General features: G+C 52.5%; 30 protein-coding genes. 17 read left to right on the forward strand and 13 right to left on the reverse strand.

Annotation, left to right across the window (positions count from 1 at the left end):
* Window positions 1-225: 225 nt before the first annotated feature.
* A complete protein-coding gene (locus FKN99_RS00005) occupies window positions 226-657 on the forward strand; it encodes an acetyltransferase (RefSeq protein WP_172115979.1) in 432 nt (143 codons plus the stop codon).
* A 114-nt stretch (window positions 658-771) separates the two neighbouring features.
* Complete coding sequence (locus tag FKN99_RS00010; RefSeq protein WP_172115980.1) at window positions 772-1,095, forward strand: DUF7709 family protein; 324 nt, start codon at window positions 772-774, stop codon at window positions 1,093-1,095.
* A gap of 66 nt (window positions 1,096-1,161) precedes the next feature.
* Here the strand turns inward: FKN99_RS00010 and FKN99_RS00015 are convergent, their stop codons facing one another.
* The 3 genes from FKN99_RS00015 to FKN99_RS00025 all read right to left on the reverse strand — a co-directional run bounded on the left by FKN99_RS00015 (window position 1,162) and on the right by FKN99_RS00025 (window position 2,698).
* Window positions 1,162-1,416, reverse strand: a complete 255-nt coding sequence (locus tag FKN99_RS00015) for a Txe/YoeB family addiction module toxin (RefSeq protein WP_172115981.1) — start codon at window positions 1,414-1,416, stop codon at window positions 1,162-1,164.
* Entirely contained in the window at window positions 1,413-1,664 is a 252-nt protein-coding gene (locus FKN99_RS00020; protein WP_172115982.1) for a type II toxin-antitoxin system Phd/YefM family antitoxin, read from the reverse strand. The genes FKN99_RS00015 and FKN99_RS00020 overlap by 4 nt, the downstream gene beginning before the upstream one ends.
* A gap of 266 nt (window positions 1,665-1,930) precedes the next feature.
* Window positions 1,931-2,698: an SDR family oxidoreductase gene (locus FKN99_RS00025; RefSeq protein WP_172115983.1), complete on the reverse strand. Its 768-nt coding sequence runs from the start codon at window positions 2,696-2,698 to the stop codon at window positions 1,931-1,933.
* Between the two features lie 350 nt (window positions 2,699-3,048).
* On the opposite strand from FKN99_RS00025, the gene FKN99_RS00030 reads away from it, so the two are divergent.
* Both FKN99_RS00030 and FKN99_RS00035 read left to right on the forward strand, forming a co-directional pair.
* Window positions 3,049-3,603 (forward strand): GNAT family N-acetyltransferase, encoded by a 555-nt coding sequence (locus tag FKN99_RS00030; protein ID WP_172115984.1) that lies wholly within the window; start codon window positions 3,049-3,051, stop codon window positions 3,601-3,603.
* A gap of 54 nt (window positions 3,604-3,657) precedes the next feature.
* Window positions 3,658-4,443 (forward strand): aminoglycoside adenylyltransferase family protein, encoded by a 786-nt coding sequence (locus FKN99_RS00035; RefSeq protein WP_216657918.1) that lies wholly within the window; start codon window positions 3,658-3,660, stop codon window positions 4,441-4,443.
* Between the two features lie 126 nt (window positions 4,444-4,569).
* Here FKN99_RS00035 and FKN99_RS00040 read toward each other — a convergent pair whose 3' ends face one another.
* A complete protein-coding gene (locus FKN99_RS00040) occupies window positions 4,570-5,058 on the reverse strand; it encodes a TspO/MBR family protein (RefSeq protein WP_172115985.1) in 489 nt (162 codons plus the stop codon).
* Window positions 5,059-5,206: 148 nt separating this feature from the next.
* On the opposite strand from FKN99_RS00040, the gene FKN99_RS00045 reads away from it, so the two are divergent.
* Together FKN99_RS00045 and FKN99_RS00050 are read left to right on the forward strand one after the other, a co-directional pair.
* Window positions 5,207-5,794, forward strand: coding sequence for an O-methyltransferase (locus tag FKN99_RS00045; protein WP_319941212.1), 588 nt, complete (start codon window positions 5,207-5,209; stop codon window positions 5,792-5,794).
* 1 nt (window position 5,795) lies between these two features.
* A complete protein-coding gene (locus tag FKN99_RS00050) occupies window positions 5,796-6,071 on the forward strand; it encodes a DUF1971 domain-containing protein (protein ID WP_172115986.1) in 276 nt (91 codons plus the stop codon).
* A gap of 23 nt (window positions 6,072-6,094) precedes the next feature.
* On the opposite strand, the gene FKN99_RS00055 is transcribed toward FKN99_RS00050, so the two are convergent.
* Window positions 6,095-7,900: a DUF4153 domain-containing protein gene (locus tag FKN99_RS00055; protein ID WP_172115987.1), complete on the reverse strand. Its 1,806-nt coding sequence runs from the start codon at window positions 7,898-7,900 to the stop codon at window positions 6,095-6,097.
* A 261-nt stretch (window positions 7,901-8,161) separates the two neighbouring features.
* On the opposite strand from FKN99_RS00055, the gene FKN99_RS00060 reads away from it, so the two are divergent.
* From FKN99_RS00060 to FKN99_RS00070, 3 genes are all read left to right on the forward strand, one after another.
* Entirely contained in the window at window positions 8,162-8,383 is a 222-nt protein-coding gene (locus FKN99_RS00060) for a VF530 family protein (RefSeq protein ID WP_172115988.1), read from the forward strand.
* A 182-nt stretch (window positions 8,384-8,565) separates the two neighbouring features.
* Window positions 8,566-9,213 (forward strand): glutathione S-transferase family protein, encoded by a 648-nt coding sequence (locus FKN99_RS00065; RefSeq protein WP_172115989.1) that lies wholly within the window; start codon window positions 8,566-8,568, stop codon window positions 9,211-9,213.
* 84 nt (window positions 9,214-9,297) lie between these two features.
* Window positions 9,298-9,987, forward strand: coding sequence for a DUF899 domain-containing protein (locus tag FKN99_RS00070; protein WP_172115990.1), 690 nt, complete (start codon window positions 9,298-9,300; stop codon window positions 9,985-9,987).
* 199 nt (window positions 9,988-10,186) lie between these two features.
* Here FKN99_RS00070 and FKN99_RS17740 read toward each other — a convergent pair whose 3' ends face one another.
* Together FKN99_RS17740 and FKN99_RS00075 are read right to left on the reverse strand one after the other, a co-directional pair.
* Window positions 10,187-10,318 (reverse strand): putative transporter small subunit, encoded by a 132-nt coding sequence (locus FKN99_RS17740; protein ID WP_216657919.1) that lies wholly within the window; start codon window positions 10,316-10,318, stop codon window positions 10,187-10,189.
* Window positions 10,319-10,434: 116 nt separating this feature from the next.
* A complete protein-coding gene (locus FKN99_RS00075) occupies window positions 10,435-12,087 on the reverse strand; it encodes a sodium:solute symporter family protein (protein WP_172115991.1) in 1,653 nt (550 codons plus the stop codon).
* 429 nt (window positions 12,088-12,516) lie between these two features.
* On the opposite strand from FKN99_RS00075, the gene FKN99_RS00080 reads away from it, so the two are divergent.
* Window positions 12,517-12,933: a hypothetical protein gene (locus FKN99_RS00080; protein WP_172115992.1), complete on the forward strand. Its 417-nt coding sequence runs from the start codon at window positions 12,517-12,519 to the stop codon at window positions 12,931-12,933.
* 179 nt (window positions 12,934-13,112) lie between these two features.
* Here FKN99_RS00080 and yghU read toward each other — a convergent pair whose 3' ends face one another.
* Window positions 13,113-13,973 (reverse strand): glutathione-dependent disulfide-bond oxidoreductase, encoded by an 861-nt coding sequence (gene yghU / locus FKN99_RS00085; RefSeq protein ID WP_172115993.1) that lies wholly within the window; start codon window positions 13,971-13,973, stop codon window positions 13,113-13,115.
* Between the two features lie 158 nt (window positions 13,974-14,131).
* On the opposite strand from yghU, the gene FKN99_RS00090 reads away from it, so the two are divergent.
* Window positions 14,132-14,827 (forward strand): aspartate/glutamate racemase family protein, encoded by a 696-nt coding sequence (locus FKN99_RS00090; RefSeq protein ID WP_172115994.1) that lies wholly within the window; start codon window positions 14,132-14,134, stop codon window positions 14,825-14,827.
* A gap of 21 nt (window positions 14,828-14,848) precedes the next feature.
* On the opposite strand, the gene FKN99_RS00095 is transcribed toward FKN99_RS00090, so the two are convergent.
* Window positions 14,849-15,274, reverse strand: coding sequence for an organic hydroperoxide resistance protein (locus FKN99_RS00095; RefSeq protein WP_172115995.1), 426 nt, complete (start codon window positions 15,272-15,274; stop codon window positions 14,849-14,851).
* A gap of 353 nt (window positions 15,275-15,627) precedes the next feature.
* Between FKN99_RS00095 and FKN99_RS00100 the strand changes: the two genes are divergently transcribed.
* The 4 genes from FKN99_RS00100 (at window position 15,628) to FKN99_RS00115 (ending at window position 18,810) form a co-directional block, all read left to right on the forward strand.
* The gene (locus FKN99_RS00100) at window positions 15,628-16,158 is read left to right on the forward strand and encodes a gluconokinase (RefSeq protein ID WP_172115996.1); all 531 of its coding nucleotides are present in this window, start codon (window positions 15,628-15,630) and stop codon (window positions 16,156-16,158) included.
* Between the two features lie 26 nt (window positions 16,159-16,184).
* A complete protein-coding gene (gene gntR / locus FKN99_RS00105) occupies window positions 16,185-17,180 on the forward strand; it encodes a gluconate operon transcriptional repressor GntR (RefSeq protein WP_172115997.1) in 996 nt (331 codons plus the stop codon).
* A gap of 94 nt (window positions 17,181-17,274) precedes the next feature.
* Window positions 17,275-18,123 carry an MOSC domain-containing protein gene (locus tag FKN99_RS00110; RefSeq protein ID WP_172115998.1) on the forward strand — a complete coding sequence of 283 codons (849 nt, stop codon included), beginning with the start codon at window positions 17,275-17,277 and terminating at the stop codon, window positions 18,121-18,123.
* Between the two features lie 264 nt (window positions 18,124-18,387).
* Window positions 18,388-18,810, forward strand: a complete 423-nt coding sequence (locus FKN99_RS00115; RefSeq protein WP_172115999.1) for an OsmC family protein — start codon at window positions 18,388-18,390, stop codon at window positions 18,808-18,810.
* A 370-nt stretch (window positions 18,811-19,180) separates the two neighbouring features.
* Here FKN99_RS00115 and FKN99_RS00120 read toward each other — a convergent pair whose 3' ends face one another.
* The 3 genes from FKN99_RS00120 to FKN99_RS00130 all read right to left on the reverse strand — a co-directional run bounded on the left by FKN99_RS00120 (window position 19,181) and on the right by FKN99_RS00130 (window position 21,425).
* On the reverse strand, window positions 19,181-19,612 hold the full coding sequence (locus FKN99_RS00120; protein WP_172116000.1) for a PRC-barrel domain-containing protein: 432 nt from the start codon (window positions 19,610-19,612) through the stop codon (window positions 19,181-19,183).
* A gap of 470 nt (window positions 19,613-20,082) precedes the next feature.
* Window positions 20,083-20,751, reverse strand: coding sequence for a 2OG-Fe(II) oxygenase (locus FKN99_RS00125; RefSeq protein ID WP_172116001.1), 669 nt, complete (start codon window positions 20,749-20,751; stop codon window positions 20,083-20,085).
* Entirely contained in the window at window positions 20,748-21,425 is a 678-nt protein-coding gene (locus FKN99_RS00130; RefSeq protein ID WP_172116002.1) for a CoA pyrophosphatase, read from the reverse strand. The genes FKN99_RS00125 and FKN99_RS00130 overlap by 4 nt, the downstream gene beginning before the upstream one ends.
* Before the next feature lie 92 nt (window positions 21,426-21,517).
* On the opposite strand from FKN99_RS00130, the gene FKN99_RS00135 reads away from it, so the two are divergent.
* Window positions 21,518-22,075: an NUDIX hydrolase gene (locus tag FKN99_RS00135; protein ID WP_172116003.1), complete on the forward strand. Its 558-nt coding sequence runs from the start codon at window positions 21,518-21,520 to the stop codon at window positions 22,073-22,075.
* Between the two features lie 11 nt (window positions 22,076-22,086).
* Here the strand turns inward: FKN99_RS00135 and FKN99_RS00140 are convergent, their stop codons facing one another.
* Window positions 22,087-22,398, reverse strand: coding sequence for an NGG1p interacting factor NIF3 (locus tag FKN99_RS00140; protein ID WP_172116004.1), 312 nt, complete (start codon window positions 22,396-22,398; stop codon window positions 22,087-22,089).
* 204 nt (window positions 22,399-22,602) lie between these two features.
* Here FKN99_RS00140 and FKN99_RS00145 point away from each other — a divergent pair, with 204 nt between their 5' ends.
* Window positions 22,603-23,568, forward strand: coding sequence for a sugar-binding transcriptional regulator (locus FKN99_RS00145; protein ID WP_172116005.1), 966 nt, complete (start codon window positions 22,603-22,605; stop codon window positions 23,566-23,568).
* Window positions 23,569-23,598 lie beyond the last annotated feature (30 nt).

Here is a 23,598-nt window from a genome sequence, read left to right on the forward strand (position 1 = left end):
CTTTAAGGCTTCAGGTAAATCTTATGTTGCTAAGAGTACGGGAGTCCCACACATTAAGATGATCAGGCGCATCTAAATTTCCCATAACAAGCGTTTAAGGTTGATTCTCAACGCTTGGGGTTTTTGGTTTTCATTAGCTTTAGTGATTATGGAACAATGGCTTAGGTGGGGTGCTAGCGTTGCTCACCACTTAACGCGGCGTTAAATTTTCAACCGAGTTTAGTGATGAATATTGAGATCGTAGAAAAAGCAGACCACCTTAAGCTGATAGACGTCTGGGAAGCGTCGGTCAGGGCAACGCATAATTTTCTGGCTGAAGATGATCTACAGGAGTTAAAGCCGTTAATTCTGGAGCAGTATTTTGACGCAGTTGATTTAAGGTGCGCTAAAAACGGTAACGGTGAAATTCAGGGATTCTGTGGAGTACATGACGGTAATATTGAGATGTTGTTCATCTCACCTGATGCACGCGGAAAAGGCATTGGTGCCATGTTAGCGGCCCATGCTATCAAAGAGCAGGGAGCATCAAGGGTCGATGTAAACGAGCAGAATGAACAGGCGGTAGGTTTTTATCAGCACATTGGCTTTAAAGTGACAGATAGGTCACCAGTCGATGGTCAGGGTAAGCCTTATCCGCTGTTGCATATGGCGCTATAAAAAGTTAACAAGGCCAGGCACGGCGATGTCTTTTTCGTTGCGGCTTCGCTTTCACTACAAAGCCGCGCGTGCTGGCGGCGTTAGTTATTGCGAAAATTATTGAAGGAGATAGAGATGTCCGAAGGTTCACCAGAGAATACCGAGCAACTTGGTTCGATCAATAAAAAGATCGTAGCCGAAGGAGAAGAGCTCCCCGCTGTAACCCTTAAAGATGGAAGTAAGGTACAAACAGGTACGGTTGCCACAATGCTCCGCAATGTCGCTTTATACAACGCAGGTGAGCGTGGCGAGGTAGAAGAGCAGCTGAAGATCGCAGTACCGACCTTGATTAAAGTTGGATTGTTTGAGCTATTCTCCGTTGATGAGTGGATTAACGGTCAGAATCCTGGGCGTAGTTTCGTTGGTCTATGTGCTAAAGAATACTTTGGTAAAAGCTAACAAGTTGCTGCAGTTGACCGCTGTTCCGCTTCGCTTCACCTGAGTTTCGGCGTTATTGACCATGAATCAATAATGATACCGAAGCTGCGCAATCAGTAGCGCATCATCCGCCACCTTGTAAACAATCCGATGTTCGTCGTTGATTCGTCGAGACCAGTAGCCGGAAAAGCCGTGTTTGAGCGGTTCGGGTTTGCCTACGCCCTCGAACGGCTGCCGCTGAATCTCCTTGATCAGCTTATTGATGCGGCCCAGGATCTTCTTGTCGGTTTTCTGCCAGTACAAGTAGTCTTCCCAGGCATTCTCGGCAAAGATGAGTCTCACTCCAGGAGTTCCTTCTCTTGGCCACCACCTTGTTCCAGCTCGGCCATGGAGTCCATCAAACGGCGCGCGTTGTGGGGTGAACGCAGCAGGTAAGCGGTTTCCTGTAGCGCCTCATAATCTTCCAGCGAAAGCATGACCACCGAAGGTGCCTTGCTGCGCGTGATGATGACAGGTGAATGATCTTCGCAGACCTGCTCCATGGTCTTGGCCAAGTGGCTTCGGGCGGCGGTATAGCTAATAGCATCCATGATAATACTCCTGTACGTAATGTTGTACTGTACATATTGTCGTACATGGATAGGCGGTAGACAACAACTTTCTACTCACGCGCCTGCTTTAACGCCAGTCAGACGTTTTGCTTGGGGCGCTTGATCATTCAACGGCCCGAGTCGATTTATCCCCCGGGCTGGTACCGCCCCAACCGCCCAAGCGTCATGAGCACGGCAAACTGCACCGCGAGCCCCGCCTATGTCGTATTTCCATCGCCGCCGAAGGTGGTTAGTTAGGTGTCGCGTCAAGAGTGGTAAACCTGGCTGCGACCGCCATCAACCAGAATGTCGGTGGCATTGATAAAACGTGCTTCGTCGCTGGCTAAAAACAGCGCCGTGTTGGCGACCTCATCGGCCTCACCGATGCGCTGGCACGGCAGCAAGTCTATCTGTTGCTGACGTTCGGCTTCGCTCAGGCCGTCCAGCCAGGCTTGTGCGGGCGGCGTGCGAATCAGGCCGGGTGAGATAGAGTTGACGCGGATGCCGCGCGCCGCATATTCGATGCCCAGTGACCGGGTCAGGCCGATCAGGCCGTGCTTGGCGACCGGGTACGGAAAGGCGCCGGGAATAATCTTGTGCCCGTGAACTGAAGCGATGTTGACGATATGGCCATACTCGCGGGCCAGCATGCCAGGTAGCGCAGCCTGAATGACCCGCCACGCGCCTTCCAGATTGATCGATAGGCAACGCCGCCAGGTGGCTTCATCGGTTTCGAGCGGGTCTGAGAAAACATTGACGCCAGCGGCATTGATCACAATGTCGATTCGCCCCAAGGCGTTGCCAACCTCCGCAACCGCGCGATTTATCGCGGTCGTCTCGGCGACATCGGCTTCCACGCCAAGGACAGGGCGGCCAATTTCGCGCTCAAGCCTAGCGCACTCCCTGGCGAGCGCATGGCTATCCCAGTCTAGCAGTGCCACGCTTGCGCCTTCGGAAAGAAAACGCTCAGCCGTTGCCAGCCCAATGCCGCTGGCCCCGCCGGTAATGAGTGCTGTACGTTGCTTGAGTCTCATGCGTGGTAATCCCGCTATTTATAATTGAGCTGATAGGTAGAGTGCGTCAGGAAGTCATGGCTTCCTGTTCTTTAATAGTTATTCCGTCCAACGCCATGTTCGGTCGTTCATGGTGTTAAGTCCATGATTGAAGCAGGATAGGTTTCAGCTTCGTCCTGTGTTCATCCGTGGGTGTCAGTCGGGACATGGCAAGCGCCATCTATTGGCGTAGGAACCTTTATGCTGCGAGCTTGCCCCCTGCCTGGCTAAATCTTATTGTCGAAACGTCAACAGAGCCCAGAAAACAAGAGGAATGACCCTTAACCAAGGCAGCTGCATCATCGCTGTTATGTGTAAGCATGGAGATATTAATGGCACAAAAACTATTTTTTCCGGTGATTGAGACCGAGCGATTAACCATTAAACCGTTCGTAACAGATGACGCGGATAGCTTACTGGAAATTTTTTCTGATCCTGAGGTCATGCGGTATTGGCACACTGCTCCCTGGGCAACGATTCAGGATTCACTTGAATTTATTAATGACAGCCACGATTCGATGCAGCGTCAAGAGTCACTTGTACTTGGTGTGTATCTGAAGTCTACAGGCGAGTTGGCTGGAAAATGCATGCTATTTAGCTACGACAAGGAATCCAAGCGAGCCGAGATCGGTTTTGGGTTAGGCCGTTCTTGTTGGGGTAAAGGCTATGTAAACGAGGCGGGAGAGGCATTGATTCAGTACGGGTTCAACTCATTGGGACTTCGGAGAATTGAAGCAGAGATTGACCCAGACAATCAATCTTCTGCGAAAGCGCTAGAGAATCTTGGATTTTCTCAAGAAGGGCTTCTAAGGCAGCGTTGGGAGGTCAATGGCGTCGTCTCTGACTCGGCAATGTATGGGCGGCTGATAAGCGATCACCCTGCATAGCCAAGCAATGCTTGCGGCAAGCGTGTGTTGTGGGTGTTAGACCAAGAGTAGGTTATGGATATGACAATCCCAGAGATAACAAACGAAGCAATACAGGCACAGTTAGTCGTAGAAGACGTCCTGGGTGATTCGACCATCGGTATTTATCTCTTCGGCTCTGCTGTCGTTGGCGGTTTAAAGCACGAAAGTGATGTAGATATTTTGGTCGCCGTCTCAAGGCCTCCTGACTTATGGCAAAGAAAAGCCTTGGTTGCTCGGTTGATGGACGTCTCCGGTGTGATTGGGAATTCTCAAGCTATCAGGCCGTTAGAGCTGACGGTGGTGACAATTTCTGATGTTGTTCCTTGGCAATTTCCGCCTCGGGCTGAGTTTGTTTACGGGGAGTGGTTGCGAGCGCAATTCGAGGCCGGAAGTGTTCCGAAACCAGCCCGTGATCCTGATCTTGCCATTGTTCTGAAGAAGGTAAGGGATAACAGTCTTTCACTGTACGGAAGAAGCGCCGCTGAGGTTTTTGAGCCTGTGCCTATGGCTGATATTAGACGGGCAATGTGTCACTCCTTGCCCACTCTTCTGGCCGACGTTGCGGGCGATGAGCGTAACGTGGTTTTAACCTTGGCACGCATGTGGCGGACAGCAGCCATTGGCGATATTGTTCCTAAAGATGCTGCGGCAGAGTGGGCGGAAGGGCAAGCACCACCTGACCATGCAATGCTATTGAAATATGCTCGGGAAGGTTATCTGGGGATAATTGAGGATAGATGGCGGGATAAGCATGAGGACGTTGCAGTGCTTGCCTCCTATTTGAAAAAATCGATTGAGGGGTGCCTTGATACCCCGTAAAACAATTCTCACATGCCTTTTTGCCCAAGTGGCGTTTGATGGAGGGGTGACCTTGTACCTGTTGTCGTGCCGTTGAGACTACGAGTGACTTTAGCCCTGCTGGGACAAGCGACTCCGCCGCTTCCATTACCCCAACACTTGCGGGTTAAGCTGCCACACGCTCCAGGTGAGCGCGCAGGCCAGGCTCACCCAAGCGAGGTAAGGCGCCAGCAGTACACCCGCCAGCGGCTTGAGTCGCCAGAACATCACCAGCGTCATCAAAATCAATACCCAAAGCGCGGCCACGCCGATAAAGGCGAGAGCGCCCAGTTGCCAAGCGAAGAAGAGCCAGCTCCATAAGGCGTTGAGCGCCAGCTGTATGGCGAACACGACAAGAGCGGGCTGGGCGTCGGGTTCACGCCAGGCAAGCCAGGCGGCAATGCCCATAAGGCCGTAAAGTGTCGTCCACATCGGCCCAAATAGCCAAGCGGGCGGTGCCCAGGGCGGTTGCACAAGCTCTGCGTAGAAAGAGGCCGCGTTGATGGAGGCCACCGATCCGATGGCGGCGGCAATATAGGCCAGTGCCAGCCAGCCAATCAGGCCCAGGATCTGTTTTTTGCGGGAAAGTGCACGCACGCGAGCCTCTGCTGTAAAGTATGAAAATCACTTCAAGCGTAGTGTAACGCAATGGGATCGGCCACGGCGGCGGTTGAGAAAGAATGAAGCATGGTTGAAGCGTGGCAGGCGAGCTAGATAAGGCGGCATTAAACAAAGGGAGTGCAACGTGACTGAATCGCTACAAACGCTGTTACTTGAACTCGAACAGTTTGGTGTAAGCAACGATAGGGTCATCACCGATCGGCCTCGCCGCATGTTGAACATCACTCGTGACACGGGAGAATTCCTTTCCGTGATGGTTCGGGCTACGAATGCTCAACGCGTGCTTGAAATTGGAACGTCTAACGGCTACTCAACACTTTGGCTGGCCTGGGCCGCAGCGGCAATTAACGGCCATGTGACGACCGTTGAACAAGCCGATTTCAAACGTTCACTTGCGGCTAAGAGTTTCGAGCGTTCAGGTCTTGCTCCGTTCATTACCCAGGTTCATGGTGAGGCGGGTGCCGTACTTGGTCGCAGCTCCACATCAAGCATCGATCTTCTCTTTCTCGATTCTGAGCGTTCTGAGTATCTGGCATGGTGGCCCGACATTAAGCGGGTTCTTCGTGAAGGAGGGCTTCTTGTGGTTGATAATGCCACGTCTCATGCTGAAGAGATGTTATCTTTTGTCGCATTGGTTTCCGCAGACCCTGATTTCGCCACGTGTACCGTGCCTGTCGGAAACGGCGAGTTTTTGGCTACAAGGAGCCGATAACATGAAAGACTTACCCGTCAATGTTTCTCCCTATAAAAGAACGCCAGAATTCACCGAAGAGAGCGTTCCCACAGGGTTGTTGAATGACCACACGACCAAAGAGGGGGTGTGGGGAAAGATAGTGGTGCTTGAAGGCTTGTTGGAGTACACCATTCAAGAGCCAGCACTGGATATCATCGAGCTAAGCCCAGAGCAGTATGGTGTTGTAGAGCCAACGATAAAGCATCATATAAAGCCGTTGGGCCCGGTAAGATTTTTTGTTGAGTTTTATCGTTGATAGGGAAGTACCTGCCAATCTGCTTACTCCCCTGATATTTCCTCACCTTGAGCGGATAGCTGCTGCCTGGCGTTTTCAATCGTTGGCTGCAGGTGATAAAGGCAGTTGCCGTTCCGGTAGATATCGGCTGGCCCGGTAAGGCGTTCGAGATCATTCATAGTCAGAGTCGTTTGGCACGTTAGGTCATCTTGCGGCTGAGTCGTGCCGAGTAGCATCAAATGGCCGAGCAACAGCCAGTCGCCATTGCGTTCGCCATACGCCTTGCCCACCGCGCTATAAGATTCGTAAACCAGCCACTGGAAGGGCGTGCCGCTGCTTATCTGTAGGGTCTGGCAGGGTTCCGTCTGGCTTAAACAGGCGGAATTCTGCTCAACCAACAGGTTCAGCAAGGGCTCGGGGAGAGTGGCGCCGTTAGGGCTTGCCCTGAACTGTTGGGCGACGTCATCCAGATTCTGAGTATCCACCAGTGGTTCCTGGCTCCAACGTTCGGTTTGCCTGAGCGAAAGTTCAATACGCCGAGCTAACTCAGGCTGCGATTGGGCAAATTCGCTCTCTACCAAGGCTTGCAAGGCCAGGGTGCCCGGCTGGCCGAGTTGGTAGCGCAGGTAGTTAACATCAAACGCCTCGGCTGTTGTGCGGCCATCCAGCAACCGCTTGATTTGCTGCTCGGCAACCCAGTGGCGCATATCTGCCAGCGGTGTGTTAACTACGATCAACACAAGGGCCACCAGCAGGGCCAAGCCAACGTTGGCGCGCTGTAGGCTGGGAAGTGCTGCCTGGCGGCGCCACAGCAGAAGCAGACTATAGCTTACGGTAAATGCTGCTGTTAGCACTTGCAGCAGGACAGCCCACAGCCTGTCCAGGCTAAGGCCGTATTGATCTATACGCAGCCAGAGCGCCCAGGCGGCCAGCACGCTACCCACCGGCAGCAGCACAACGGCCAGCAGGATGATGCGGCGTAGCCAGGTGGGATAGGGGGGTAAACCATGCGCTTGATGAAAGACCGCGTTGAAGAACAATAGCAGGGTTAACATCAGCGCCATTAATATGCAGGAGGCTCTGCCTGTATCCCAGACGGGCTGCACACCGGTAAAAAGGAGCATGGCAAAAAACAGCAGAATGATAAGGGCTACCAGCGGCAGTAACGCTTTGATAAGTGCCTCGCTCATCTGCCGCACGCTTTGAATCAGGCGAAAGCGGTTACGAATCATCACCAGCGTTAAACCGATCACCAGCCAGATGACGGGGTAAATAAACAAGGGGTCGCTGAAAAGCGTCTCAAAAAAGCGCACGCCAATAGCCGAAAACAGCGTTGCTCCCAGCAATAATAGGCCCCAGAACACACCAATAAACAGCGTTAATTGTGAAAGCGTCTGGGTGAATTCCCAAGAGTAATTCAGTAGCGGTGAATAGGCGGTAGGCCAGGTTCTGCTAGTGGCGCTACTCCGAAAAAACAGCGCCAGAATGAAAAGCGCCACGCCAAGTGACACGCAAAAGGCAAACGTGAACGGATGCCGTGCCCACTCCAGCGCTTCGGGCGTCTGCTCTACCCAGCCAAGGTGCCAGCCCAGCCAAAACAGCAACGGGGCCAGCAATAGCGGCAAAAAATTGAGACGATCACGTAGCCGCTTCATGCCGATTAGATAAAACGCGGGCAGGGCGATTGCTACGGTATAAAGCGCCTTGAGCCAGCGCTGGTCAGCGGCCAGCCAGTGCTCATGCTCAATCGCCAGATGAAGGGCCAGCAGCGCAATCCCTTGTACCACGGCCAGCAAAATCAAGCCCGCACGGGTGGGCTTGTCCAGCGTATTTGCGCGATGATCATCCATGACTGTTGTCCGTAGGTGGAGTCAGCTTAATCAACATTGACGTTGCTTTAAAAATAATCAGGGTAGCATTGGATTAAATAACAACATCACCATGACAGGGAAATGGAAATGTATCGAATATTACTGGTTCTTTGCAGAGGAGTACGTTGCCAATGGCGGAACGCTATTCCGCCGTGCTTTCTTAACTGCCTCTGTTAACATTCGCGGCTTGTCGCCTGCCATATTAGAAGGGGCGTTTGAAATAACACCAGGAATTACTTGATGAGCCATCCACAACCCAATAATCCGTTACATGGTTTAAGCCTTGAAAAGATCTTGACGCGTTTGGTTGAGCGTTACGGCTGGGACGGCTTGTACGCAGAGATCAACGTTAACTGCTTCTTCAATGATCCTTCTATTAAGTCGTCGTTGAAATTCCTGCGTAAAACGCAGTGGGCACGGGATAAAGTAGAAGCGCTGTATATCAATACCTTTAGGGATTAACGCAGAAATAAGTGTAGCGGCGGAGTGGGCCATGAGGTTTACGCTCCTCGCGCCGTTTATGCGGCCATTGAGAATAAAAAATACATCGTAGCTTGTCGATTTCTCTCACGCTCGAACGACTAGTGATAGTTCGCTCATGCAATCACAGACCGTTTGAAGTATCGGCTTTCGTGAGGAAATTAATGATGATTACGATGTATGGATTTGGAAAAGTAACGCCGCAAGTGGTGGGGATTACGAGGGATTTACGTGTGCTGTGGGCACTAGAGGAGTGCGAACTGCCTCATCAGGTTAATGGGCTTGATGATGTCGCTGGGGAGCTACATAGCGCTGATTATTTGGCAATCAATCCCTTTGGCAAAGTACCCGCGATTGACCATGATGGCGTGATCATTTTTGAGTCAGGGGCTATTGTTATCTACTTGGCGGAGCAATCAGGGAGGCTTCTGCCGACGAGTGAGTCAGAACGCGCTAAAGCCCTGCAATGGACGTTTGCTGCCCTGGATACAGTGGAGCCACCGATGACGCAAATTGCCGTGATTGATTTATTTGAAGCGGATGCCGAGTGGGCAAAGCTGCGACGTCCGGCACTCGTGGAAATGGCTAGGAACTGCCTCGTAGTGCTCGAAGGTGTGCTTATCCGCAAGCGCTATCTGCTTGGCGACCAATTTACCTATCCAGACATTCTAATGGTTGCTGCGTTAAGCCAAATACAGCATACAAACCTTCTAGATGAGTTTCCTAATGTGACTTCCTATTTAACGCGCTGTCACGACCGGCCAGCGTGGCATAAATGCCTTGATGCCTATAATCGGCGCTTGGCAGCGTGAGTGGTCAGCATCCCGCACGCCAGCACTTCGGCGAAGTTTATCAGTGTTGGTGCGGATCGACGGAACACACCGGAGAGAAAGATCATGACTACAACTAAACAACCATTGCCGAGTGTCGTGTCTTTAGAAGAGTGGAAATTAGCGCTGGATCAGTTTCTAGTAAAAGAGAAAGCGCTAACCCGCGCGCGTGACGCACTGAGTGCTGAGCGTAGGAAATTACCTGTAGTGAAGGTGACTAAGCATTATACGTTTCAGGGCGAAAACGGCCCAGCGTCTCTGCTCGATCTGTTTGAAGGTCGCCGCCAGCTCATTGTGTATCATTTTATGTACGCACCTGACTGGAACGCGGGGTGTGAAGGGTGCTCGTGGGTCGCTGATGCCATGACTCACCCGGCTCATCTGCATGCTCGCGATACCTCGCTAGTGATGGTGTCACGTGCCCCATTGGAAAAACTTAATCAGTATAGATCTCGTATGGGATGGGCTTATCCTATTCCATGGTACTCGTCTTATGAGAGCGACTTTAACCATGATGTTGGCGTAACGACTGCGGAAGGTGAGAGGCACGGCGTCAGTGTATTTATTCGTGATGGCAACGCCATATATCGCAGCTATTTTACAGGGGCGCGAGGCGTCGAATATCTTGGCAGCCTCTGGACCTATTTAGACTTGACCCCGTTTGGTCGTCAGGAAACCTGGGAAGATTCTCCAGAAGGCTGGCCACAAACTGAGCCGTATGGCTGGAATCGTCGCCACGACGAGTATGACGTATAAGACTCGTCTGAACTGGGGGTGAAAAAAAGGGCATACACTCAGGGAGGTCATTGACGTTATTCTTGAAAACTTTCCTGACGTGGGTTGAGTGATGACGCATTTGACGTATCGGCGCTAAAAAGGTACCTCACGGCAATCCTTTGCCACTCCTGCTTCCTTGCCTGTTTGCATTGCCACTATTCAGCGATTAATTACTACGTTACACCAGTCCCCGCTTATCACGCCGCGCCGCAAGAATGTCTTTTAGTGTGGCCAGGCCGATGACGCCCAGTACGGAGAGTGAGATTAGCGGCCAGATCAATACATATAACGCCAATATAAAAGTTTGCATGTGCTTTCCTAATGTTTGGCTGGTGCGCTATGGCGCACCAGCGGATGAAGTGATTTCAACGTCTGACACAGGGCTTATTGCCCAGCCCTTATCACCCAGCCCTTATCACAGAGCGCTTAGGCCCGAGTAGCAGGTTTGGCCGGGTCATAGTTGATGACGTCCTGATTAATCTGCGCGAAGTCGAACTTGCTTGAGCTCATCAGGCTGACACCGATGCACACAATCGTGCTGACGCCGTAGGCCATTAATGAGGCCATTAGCACCGTGTAGTCCCGCAGGAAGCCAACACAGAAGTAGGCCAAAACAAGAGTGCTGAGTGCGCCGACAATCAAACCGGCACGGCGACCGCAGAATCCAAAGGCCATCAGGCCAAGCACTACACCTCCGCCTACGGAGGCCAGCAACTCAAATAGCCCTGCGGTTAGGCCGACCATAGGCAGCAGTTCAAATCGTGCGATGCAGAACATCACCAGGCCTGCGATTACCGCCGAGGTAAACGCCGTGTTGGTGACCCGGCTCCAGAAACAGCTGGCGATCACCGGGAAGACAATTGCACCCCAGAGCGCGCCAACGAAAATCAGCATGATAAGAATGTCCATGGAGAAGCTGGCGAGAATCACCCCAATCAGCGTCGCCACAATCATGGTTAACCTGCCAATAAACAGCATCCTGGTCGGGTCGGGCTTGTTTTTCGCAATGTTCTTGCCATAGATATCGGCCATGACAATCGCCGACATGGCAGAAAGGTCCGAGTCAGCGGTTGAGGAGAGTGAGCCGATCACCAGAATAAAGAACAGTCCAATAAATACCGGCGAGAGGTACATCGAGACCATCTGCGGGATCAGGTTGTTCATGTCGCCATTCATGGGCTCCATGCCGGTCATCAGCGCCATCAAGCCAATCATGCCCAAGCCGATAACAATCGCACCGTAGCCAATGGTCGCGGTGATAAAGGTCGGTTTGATATGGTCTTCACGCACGGCGAACAGGCGTTGGGAGATAGTCTGGTTACCAATCGCGTAGGCCAGCACTGCTACAAAGAAAGGGGCGCCCTGATTGAGGATGGCGTCCACCGAGAACAGACTTGCCTGTTCTGGAGTGAGCAGACTCATGCCGTTCGATAGCGTTTCCGGCCCGCCGATTGCGAACATCACTGCGGGGATGATTAGAATGGCGATGGCCATCATCGCCATCAGTTGGGCAAAGTCAGTAAGGACCGAAGCGCGGAACCCCGACCATAGCGTGTAAGACAGCACCCCAACGCCTGCGATCACCACCCCGGCTTGAAAGGAGAGGGGTGAGAGCACTGAGACCAGTGCGCCGGACGCCGTAAAGTTGACCATCAGGCTGATGATACTGCCGAGTATGTTGGAAGAGGCAAGAATCAACTGGCTGGAGGCGCCATGCCGGGCGTGGATCAGCTCACCCAGAGTGTGCGCATTGGGCGCCAGCTTGCGAAAGCGACGGCCAAAGGGGTAGATGAACAGGATCATCAACGCGCCCCACAACCCGTAATGCAGGGGGCCTGAGATGCCATAGGTATAACCCGAGGTCGCAGCGGCGTAAAAGGAGGCAGCCCAGATCCAGGTGGCGGTCATGCTGGCGGCGCCAAGGCCAAAGCCGATCTGATGGTTAGACACCATGAAGGCGTCGGTATTTTCCTTTTTCTCCTTGATCAGTAGGGTCAGCAGATAAGTGCCGCCGTAAAAGAACACCAGTAAAGCGAGGACCGTCAGGGTCGAGAATTGATAGAAGTTTTCGTTGTACATGGAATACCCATAGGTTTTGCAGCCCAGCATCCTAAATAGCAACCAGCGTTCCGTTGTCGGAAAGGTCGCCACAGGACGTGAGCAAAAAAACAGAACATCTTTCTAGGTATGTCTGTAGCGAGATAAGACTGCGATTGGCAGTCTGGCCGTGCAAGCGTCAGGTGCTGAAAACACCTTAAGCCCTAAATAGGGGGGCCAGGTCAACGCTTGCCATGATGCGTAATAGCGAACGCAATAAAGCGGTGGCAAGGTCGAACCGAAGAGGTACCTTACGCCTTTACGCTCGAACAGTACAGGTTGACGCCCGCGCCGCCATGTGCTAGCTGGAGTGAGGCGCGAACATATCCGCCCCAGGTTGGCTCACTAAAAACAGAAGGCTTGGGATGGGCCGCTAATTAACGCGAGGTGTCGAGAAAACACCGGAGGAAGATGCTAAATCCCGTTATTCAGGAAGAACAGACCGGCTGCGGGATTGCTTCTGTAGCGGCTATTCTGGGTAAAACCTACCCTGAGATGAAGGCTATTGCGAATGCGGTGGGCATTGCCGCAGATGATGAATCGCTGTGGTCCGATACCCAGTATGTGCGCCAAGTGCTGGCTCAAGCGGGTGTGGCTACCTCGCCGGATGAAACGCCGTTTACCACATGGCAGGCGCTACCGGCGCTGGCGCTGCTGGCGATTAAACCCTATCAAAAGGAGGGCATACACTTTTGGCACTGGGTGGTGTTTCAGCGCATCAATGGTCAGCCTGTGGTGTTGGATTCCGCCAGCTATTTGCCCGCCAATATCCGCACGGATTTTGATGCTATGCATCCTGCCTGGTGGATTGAGGTCCTTAACCCATGACTCAAGTGACGATAAATAACGCCACTCGCGCTGACTATTCTGCGCTTCTAGAGGTTTGGGAGCGCCCACCCTTTTCTGGAAGAGAGCGATTTGCTATTACTAGCTTGTGAGCGCATATAAAAAACGGCCCGTGGGCCGTTTTTTATACCGTGGCTAGCTGCTTGGCTAACCCTTACACGCTATAGCTTATCTTGGGTTTTATGCTCAAAGTCGCTGGCATCGTGGCGTTCATGCAGCTGTTCGCTGGGCTCGCCAAATGTGCGGTTAACCATACGACCACGCTGTACGGCGGGGCGTGTATCAAGTTCTTCTGCCCAGCGGAGCACATGTGTATAGGTGTGCGCTTCCAAAAACTCAGCCGCTTCGTAAACGCGGTTTTTCACCAGGGCGCCATACCAGGGGTAAATCGCCATATCCGCAATGGTGTACTCATCACCGGCCATGTAGCGGTTATTGGCCAAATGGCGGTCAAGTACATCGAGCTGGCGCTTTATTTCCATCGTGTAACGGTCGATAGGGTACTGGTACTTTTCAGGCGCGTAAGCGTAGAAGTGACCAAAGCCACCGCCGAGTATCGGGCCGCTGCCCATCTGCCAGAATAACCAGGAAAGGCACTCGGTACGCTTGGCTGGGTCGGTTGGTAGGAAGGCGGAGAATTTTTCAGCCAAGTAGAGAAGAATAGCGCCTGACTCAAAAACGCGCTGAGGCGGGTTAGTGCTGTGGTCCATCAACGCCGGGATTTTGGAGTTGGGATTAACGTCTACAAATCCGCTGCCGAACTGGTCGCCTTCACCGATTTGGATCAAGTAAGCGTCATACTCAGCGGCTTCGATGCCTTTTGCTAATAGCTCCTCAAGCATGATGGTCACTTTAACGCCATTGGGGGTGGCCAATGAGTAGAGCTGAAGCGGGTGTTTACCAACGGACAGCGCTTTATCGTGAGTAGGCCCCGCGATAGGGCGGTTAATGTTGGCGAATTTACCGCCATTGCCCGGTTCCCATTTCCAAACGCGCGGTGGGGTGTAAGACGTATCGCTCATCATGGCCTCGCTGTGTCGTGTCGCGGGCAGCGCCCGGTGGTAAAAATAATCAATTCAAACGTAATAGGTACTCTATGAGGGTAGTAAAACGCAGGTACAAGGGGCGAGAATAATTAGCCGCGTAATAAACTGACAGATAAGTCACCAGGGAGGCAATCATGCAAACCATTGGGGTGCTGGGCGGAATGAGCTGGGAGTCCACGCAAAGCTATTATCGCGCCTTGAACGAGGGCGTAAAGCGCGCGCTGGGCGGTCTCCACTCGGCCAAAATTGCCATGGTGAGTGTCGATTTTGCTGAGATTGAGGCGCTGCAAAAACAGGGCGATTGGGAAACCGCTGGAAAAATCCTTGCTGAGGCGGCGCACAATATTGAGCGGGCCGGCGCTGACTTTTTACTGCTGGCCACCAATACCATGCATAAAGTGGCACCCGCGATTGAGCACGCTATCAGCATCCCGCTGTTACACATCGCTGATGCGACCGCTGAGCTGCTGCGAAAGGACGGTATAACGCGTGTTGGCTTGTTGGGTACGCGCTTTACGATGGAACAGGATTTCTACAAGGCGCGTTTGCGGGACACATTTGGCATTGAGGTCGTGGTGCCAGAGGAGGAGCAACGCGAGATAGTTCATCGCATTATTTTCGATGAGCTATGCCAAGGGAAGATCAACGATGACTCCCGTGAGCACTATCTGAAGGTGATCGCCAGCCTGCATCAACAAGGCGCTCAGGCGGTCATTCTAGGCTGTACAGAAATTGCCTTACTGGTAGAGCAAGCACATACCGCTGTGCCGCTTTACGATACCACTGCCCTGCATGCCAGCGGAGCAGTGGAGCGTGCGCTTAATAACTAACGGGTGATTAACGCTAAAACGTTAAGAAAGCGTTAGGGTAACGTCGATATTGCCACGGGTAGCGTTGGAGTAAGGGCATACGACATGGGCCTTGTCGACCAGATCCTGAGCGATGCTCTTGTCAATGCCGGGAAGGCTGATTGTTAGCTCGACTTCGATACCAAAGCCGGTAGGAATGGCACCAATACCTACACTGCCTTCAATGGCGGTATCCTGGGGAAGCGTTACTTTTTCCTGGCTGGCGACATGTTTTAGGGCGCCTAAAAAGCAAGCAGAGTAACCCGCCGCAAACAGCTGCTCCGGGTTGGTACCCTCACCGCCTGCTCCGCCCAGCTCCTTGGGAGTGCTGAGTTTGACGTCCAGCGCGCCGTCAGACGACTTGGCACTGCCTTCACGACCACCGGTCGCGTGGGCATGGGCGCGGTAAGCAATTTTTTCGATAGACATAGCAGTTTCCTTTTTGGGACGAGTAATAGGGACATCTTTTAATGATGATCAAGTTCCAGCTCACTGCACGGCTCTAGCCTACAAGGTTCTAACGCGGGCATGTCGGCTCCCTACTTGATGCAATGGGTTAATGTAGCGTGCCATACGTTCGCTTGCTAGCGCTAGACGTTGGTTGTAGAAGGGCGGTTTTGCTTTGACACGTCTGTGCTGGGTCTTTTAGTCTTCAAGCGCTTGTTACCGGTAACAGTTGGTATTCAAGCTGTAGATATCCAGTCAACCCGCTACCTGCCAGGCACCCTGACAACGATGGTTTTGTGCCCTCGCACATCAGGCCTTTTCGGAGAAATTATCTAATGAGCCCTACTTCTTATCGTATTTTGGTGATGGGGGCCTCCGGCTGCGGCAAATCCCACATTGGCCAGCAGCTGGCAGCCGCCATGAATGCTACGTTTATTGACGGTGACGATTATCACCCGCCTGCTAACGTAGCCAAAATGGCGGGCGGGACGCCGCTTAATGATGATGATCGTCAGGAGTGGCTTGAGAAGCTGTCGTCACTGTTTGCCCACTACCAGGCTCGAAATGAAACCGCTGTGATTGCGTGTTCGGGCTTAAAGCGGCGTTATCGGGACTGTTTGCGCAAGGGCGATTCAGCGCTGCAAATTCTGTACCTGGAAGGGAGCGCGGAGCTATTACGCGAGCGCCTGGCCACCAGAGAAGGGCACTTCTTTAAAGGAGATAACATGCTGGCCAGCCAGCTTGCTGATTTACAACCGCCGGGTGATGATGAGGCCGTTAGCCTGTCCATTTCACTCTCTCCAGAGGAGATTGTGAGCCGATTTACTGGCACACTCGATGCGCGGCTACCTTCGCCATCCAGCTAATCGTTGTTACAGAGGCAGTATCCCGTTTGAAGAAAAAACGCCCAACGCTACAAACTATTGCTGACCAGGTCGGGGCAACCAAAATGACGGTGAGTCGTTGCCTAAGAGACCCGGAAACTGTTTCAGAAGGCTTGCGCGAGCGTATTCTTAGCGTGGCCGAGCAGGTCGGCTATATTCCCAACCGAGCGCCGGATCTACTTTCGCGTGCTACCAGCCACTCTATTGGCGTGCTGGTTCCTTCGCTGACGAACCAGGTCTTTGCTGATGTCATCGTGGGGATTGAGAAACGTACCGAGCCTGCCGGTTATCATCTTATGCTGTCTCACTATGGGTATAGCCCGGCCGTTGAAGAGCGAAGTTTGGCATCGGTGCTGTCTTACAACGTGGATGGGGTGATTCTTTCGGACCATCATCACACTCCCCGCACGCTGCGAATGCTGGAAACCGCCGGTATTCCTGTGGTGGAAATCATGGACACCCATCATAAGCCGCTGCAGCAGGCGGTAGGCTATGACAACGTCGCCGCAGCGTTTGATATGGTGAGTGAAATGATTCGCCATGGCCGACAACAGATTATTTATCTGGCTGTGCGGCTGGATGAGCGCACGCTGCAGCGTGAGCAGGGCTACCGCCAGGCAATGGAGCAGCACGGTCTAACACCAGTAACGCTGCATAGCAGTCAACGCTCCTCTTACAGCGTAGGCGCAGCGCTTCTCGAGCAAATTTTAAACGACTACCCTCATACGGATGGCGTATTCTGCACTAACGATGACGTGGCCGTGGGGGCGTATTTTGAGTGTCAGCGCCGCGGTATTAACGTGCCTGGGCAGATGGCGATTGCGGGTTTCCACGGCCACGACGTGGGGCAGGCAATGACGCCAAAGCTTGCAAGTGTCATCACGCCACGCCAAGCCATTGGGGAGGCTGCCGCGCAAGCACTGCTGGCCAGGATTCAGGGCGAAGCGGTGGCTGATCATACGGTCGACTTGGGCTATCGCATCGAAACAGGCGCCACGCTATAGCCGGTTTTGATCGGGCTATTACCAAGAGCAGCCGCACTGGTGATAAGCGCGCTGGCTGGTTAAAGTAACCATTTTCGTTTGTATCGAGGCTACCGTGCATATCTCCGAGCTCAATATTTATCCGGTCAAATCCTTAAAGGGTATCAGTCTTACCCACAGTGAACTGCTGCCCACCGGCCTTGCGTGGGACCGCCGCTGGATGCTGGTTGATACGCAGCAGCGCTTTGTGACTCAACGCCAGCGGCCTGCGCTAGCCACGGTAGAAGTAGCTTTAACCACTGATGCCTTGGTACTTTCACACCCCCATGTTGAGCCACTTTCGATACCGCTTGCAGAACCGAATGGCAACCTGCGTATCGTTCAGGTCTGGAATGATCACTGTAAGGCGTGGCCTGAAAGCAGCGACGTTTCAAGCTGGCTGGAAGCTGCTTTAGGTGAACAGGGCAGTGGCCTAAGCCTGGTCCGCTTCGCCACGCAGTTTAAACGTCCGGTAGAAACGGCGTTTTTAAACGGGGATGACGCCGACACGCTTTTTGCGGATGGCTACCCTTTTTTGATTGCTTCAACCGGCTCACTCAACGCGCTCAACTGTGCCCTTGAGGAGAGTGGTTGCCAGGCTATTCCCATGAACCGTTTTCGGCCCAGTATTGTGGTCGAAACCGACAAGCCATGGGCTGAAGATGGTTGGCAAGCGCTACAGGCTAGTAATGGCGCATTTGAACTTATTCTGCGTAAGCCATGTAAACGCTGCAAAATTACCACGGTAGACCAGCAAACGGCCCAGATACCTGAGCCTGCTGAGCCGCTTAAAACGTTAATAGGCCTGAATACTCAGCCTGAATTAAAAGGCGCTTATTTTGGGCAGAACGCGACACTGCATGCTGGTGCAGGAAGCATTATTCGCGTGGGGGATACGCTGGTGGCTGAGGCGCGTGGCGCTTGAGACGCAGTAGTCGGGTGAGTAGTTTGATCGGACTCGCGCACGAGCTGATTTTTAACGCCGTATGGTCGAGCGCAGGCAGTTTTCGTACACAGCCTGGTGCGGCCTGGGAAGCGCTCATCATCTGAGTTCGGCACTGTGCTAAAAATCAGCTACGCTGAACGGGGTGGTCAGTTGCTCTATACGAGTGGCCATTCAACCTTTTTTGACCATATCAGTATCCACTGATCAATCAGGTCTTTCGCTATCACTGATAAGGAGTTTTTCATGGATCGTAAAGCTAGCGCACGTTGGGAAGGTGGACTGAAGGATGGAAAAGGCACCGTTTCAACCGAAAGTGGCGTTCTCAGTGCTAATTACTCCTTCAAACAGCGTTTTGAAGACGAAAAGGGCACCAATCCGGAAGAGCTGATTGGCGCTGCGCATGCCAGCTGCTTTTCAATGGCGCTTTCCAATATTTTAGGCGAGGCCGGTTATACCGCTGATGCTATTGATACCACTGCCAGCGTTACGCTGAAGCAGGATTCAGCAGGCTTTAGCATTTCCAACATTCATCTGGATGTCACCGCTGAAGTAAGTGGTGCCGATGAAGAGAGCTTCAAAGAGGCCGCCCAAAAAGCCAAAGAAAATTGTCCCGTATCAAAAGTGCTCAATGCAGAGATAAGCATGACGGCCCAGTTAAAAGGCTAGTGCTTTAGTGATAGGCGCTACGTTTAAAACACGTAGCGCTTTTTTAATGGCCAATATTTTATAATGAATGTTAAAGTGCAGTAGTTATAAGCCACTAAAGATTTAGTGCATGCCGTTTAGCGTGTAGGTTGCTATAGCGAATAGGTAAAGAGAGTGCGCTTTTTAAGGTGTTTGAAAAATAAAGAAAGCTTGATACTGTTGGTTTGAGTCCAGCGCTTGGCGTATATGTGTAAAGGGGAAGCGTTTTTTTATATTGTAGGAAGTGCGGGTGTTAAATGCACGCTATGCTTTAATTTGTATATAAAAAAGCCTTAGCAGAAGCTAAGGCTTTTAGAGCTAGTGTACTTAGAGCTAGTATACGAAGGCTGCTTTACGCTTCTGCTTCGTCACGCTCAAATTCAGCGGCTTCTTCAAGCGCTTCTTTTGAAGCGTTAACGCGGACATCATACTCGTTACCTTCCGCATCCCAGATCAGTTCGAGTGAATCCCACTCGATGGCGACATCTTTTTCACCCATGCCAAGGAAGCCGCCAACACCGATGATCACAGCGGTCACTTGACCACTCTCATCAATAATCAGGTCGTGTATAGTACCGATGTTCTCGTCATCTTCGACGGTGCTTTTAACATGATGGCCCTTAAGGGAGTCTGAGTAGAAAACGTTTTCTGGCACACTTGTCAGGTAGGTTGCTTCAACTTCAACGGTCGTTGATGTTGTTTCTTCGGCGCTTACGTTACCTGCTGCTAGCATGAAAGCAGGAACCATTAGTGTACCAATGACGGCTGATTTGATCATCTTCATTTCTCTTGCTCCTTGATAAGGCTCAGTATCTTACGTTGATGTCTAAATCAAATAGTTAGAACTAACGATTCAGAACGATCCAGTTTATGAACCAGGCAGTGATACTTGAATCGCTGCCTTTCCTTAAAATGCAGAATATACATTAGGTGTCAAAGGCTTGATGATCAGTTGCAAAGTATGCTTTGAGCCTTGTTTGCAATTAAAAAGCCTTGTTACGGTTGTGTGAAGCTCCGTGTTTGACACAATATCAATGTAGTCGCTGTGCTCTGTTTTTCAATAGTATTGTTAACATATTTTTTAAATATCGGATTTTTAAAGACTGTTGGCAAGGCTTTACAATCAATGGCAGGTTCGTTGTGCTAGTTAACGGAAGTTGTGTCAGGGGGCATGGAAGCCTGCCTCTTTCGAGAAGACTTCTCTGGGGTATGTATGCCGCTTTGATAGGGGTTAAGTAGCAGTTTTCGTAAAGCCTAGCGGGCAGGGTCCAGTACGCCGCCTAGCGAAGCATTACGCCTAAACCAGCCAGCAATGCTGGAGCGAGGTTGGTGGGTGGGAAGCACCTCGTGAGGAACGGTTTCTGACAAAAAGCAGGCAAACGTTCCGGCTTCCGGTACAACACGGGCAACTTCCTGACTGGCATCATCAGGGTGATAGATCACCATTTCGCCGCCGCCATCACTTGGCCATTGAGGATTTAAATAGCCGACGGTAGAAATTACTCGGTTGGCGCGGCCGCGAAAGCTGTCCAAATGGCGCTGGTAAAAAGCGCCCGCCGGATAATGGGCAAAATGCGCTTCATACTCAAAAAGGCCTAAAAACAGCGCTTGGTTAAGCGACTGCTGTAGCTCGCTCATTGCATCAAGATAGTGGCGTTGGGCTTCACTTTGACGATCCAGCCAGTGAATAGCATCGCCGCGAATATCCTTGCGCAAATGATGCTGCTGACCTCGGCCAATCCCGGCTTCTTCAAGCGCATCATGCTTGGCCATGTGCGAAAGCTCACGGTGTAAGGCGTGGCAAAGATCAAGATTGATCGCCGCGCGCCCCACATACCAGCCTTGCTCCACCAGCGCATCAACAATCGCTACTTGTGCAGCGGGCGTTAGCACGGGCGACGTGGTGAAGTTTGAAAGCATCATTTGCGTATACTCTTGGGCATCGCCGGATGGTGGTCAGCGGACAGTTGGCTGGTACGTTCAGGGCTAGTACGCTCAGGATAGTGCCGTAGTATACCCGGGGGTTGTTGATATAAGTCGATGGGCATGCCAAATCCTTCGGCTAACAACTCGACCAGCATCATCGCTGAAAGCCCCCAGATCACATGGCCATCCACGTGGTAACTAGGTACGTAGTGAGGTACGCCATCGACAGGAATGACATCCGTATGGGTACGCTGGTCCTCTAAAAAGTGGCTAAGAGGGACTTCAAAGATGGCGTCTAATTCACCGAGGTCTGCGACCAAAGGCAGGTCCGGTGGAATAATGCCCACCCACGGTGTTACCCGGAGGCCATGCAGCGAAATCACATCTGAAAGTCGGCCTAGCGGCTCGACCACTGCTGGATCAAGAGCGATCTCTTCCTGAGCTTCGCGCAGCGCCGTGGCGTAAAGATCTGTATCTTCCGGCTCGCGCTTGCCGCCGGGAAACGCAACCTGACCGCTATGGGTAGTTAAGTGGCTTGCCCTGCGTGTAAACAGCAAGGTAGGCGATGCGCGATCAACCACAGGAATCAGCACAGCGGCTTCGCGCATCTGACATTGATCTAGCCTTTGTGGGTTGAGCTGTTGCAGCCGTTTGCGTAGATTCTCTAACATGGGGTATCCCGTCACTTTGTCCCTTTTTACCCAGCAGTGGTTATGTGCGTCAAGCATCGATAACGTGTGCCATTTAGCCGTAGGAATATGCCATGAATTTTTGCAGCCAGTGCGGCGATAACGTACGTTTCGCAGTCCCCGAAGGTGACGACCGGCCGCGCTACCTATGCGATGCCTGCGGTACTATTCACTACCAGAACCCGCGCATTGTCGCTGGAACGCTGCCCGTCAGTGGCTCCAAAGTCTTGTTATGTAAACGTGCCATTTCACCTCGTAAAGGCTACTGGACGCTGCCTGCCGGGTATATGGAAAACGCGGAAACGACGCAACAGGCTGCCGCCCGCGAAACCCGTGAGGAAGCGCATGCCGAGGTGCTCCTGGGCGACCTTTATACCCTGATTGATTTACCGCATATTAATCAGGTGTATATGATTTTTCGCGCAGAGCTTGTCGGTGGCTTTAGCGCCGGTGTTGAAAGCCTTGAGGTCGCCTTGTTTGATGAGCATGAAATTCCCTGGGATGAGATAGCCTTTCCGACCATTGAGCGGACGCTGCATCATTTCTACCGGGACCGGCTCCAACATCACTTTCCGCTACATACGGGCACGATCACATCTGAGGATCGTGAACGTTACTTCGGTAGTGCTTAAGCGAGCAAGCCCTAAAGCTCGGCAAGCTGCCAAACATCATAAGCGACTTCTTCATAAGGGTGGGCAAGCTTAAGCGCGGCGATAGCCGCGTGGATGCAGGTGTCTTGGCAAACGAGCTCCACCTTAAGCTCTTCAACGTGCTCGAGTGTTCCGACTGCGCCGATATGCGGGTCAGCACCTGAAAGCGGGCGAAACTGACCGGTGCCACGGGTTTGAAAGCAGCAGGCTTCATAGTTGCCGATTCGCCCGGCGCCCGTCTCGAAAACGGCTTCTTTAACGCTTTCGGCATCGTCAATGGGCACAAAAAACGCAAGCTTATACATGCCATACTCCTGTTAAAACGTGACTTTAAAAAAATGGCACTTAAAACACAGCCTGGTGACATACCTGGTGACATAGTAGTGAACAACAGTAGTGAACAATAGTAGCGAACAGACGGCTTCTGGTCGCATGATTAGCTTTGTATGATGACGCTTTTGTGAATATGGTTATTGTCACGTTATCAATGAAAGGCAGGACGCCAACCGATGGATAAATTTGAGGTGAAGTTGGACCAAGCGGCCAGAGCCGCCTGGATGTCGTATGTGGGCGGCCTAACGCAGGATGAAATCGCAAGCCAGTTGGGGGTTTCCCGGCCAGGCGTACAGCGTCTGTTGGCGTTTGCGCGTCAGGAAGGGTTGGTGAAGGTGCATATTGACCATCCTATTTCGAGCTGCATGACGCTGGGCCACACGCTACGTGAACATTTTGGGCTGACCTTTTGCGATGTAGTGCCCGCTGAGACGGCATCTGCGGAAAGCGCCACGTACTACCTGGGCGTTGCCGGGGCAGAGCGCATCGGCAAGTTGGTTGAGCGTGGCGAGCCGTTGACGCTATCACTGGGTAGTGGACGCTCTGTGCGGGCGGCGGTAGAAGCGCTTGATCGAACGGAGCGGCCCCAGCACCGGTTTGTGTCGCTGGTGGGGAATGTCGCCCGGGATGGCTCGGCCAACCGCTACGATGCGGTGATGCTCTTGGCGGATAAAACCGGTGGCGAACGATTTCTACTCCCCGCGCCGGTGGTGGCCGAATCGATTGACGAGAAAAACGCAATGCTTTCCCAGCGCCTGTTTCAGGCTATCGCCAATGTGGCTCGGACGTCGGAAGCCGCGTTTATTGGGGTAGGGCGAATCGACCGCCAGGCGACGTTGTTCCAGGACCACTTTATCAGTGAGCGCGAGCTTGATGAATTGTTGGGTTTGGAGGCCGTGGGGGAGCTGCTCGGCTGGCCGTTAAATAGCCAAGGCGAAGTCATTGACTGCTCCATTACGCGGCGTGTGACAAGCTTGCCGCTTGAGCATTTTGGCAAGCATCTTATGGTCGCGATTGCCGGTGGCTACGATAAAGCGTTAGGCATTCATGCGGCGCTACAAGGCGGCTGGTTAAAAGGCTTAATCACCGACGAAGTGGCGGCACGGCGCATTGTTGAGCGGCTACCTTCCCGCCAAGCATAATGCGTTAAAAAGAGGCGTAACCATAAAGTC

Origin of the sequence: Halomonas hibernica, assembly GCF_013183775.1 — a bacterium.
GTDB lineage: Bacteria > Pseudomonadota > Gammaproteobacteria > Pseudomonadales > Halomonadaceae > Vreelandella > Vreelandella citrativorans.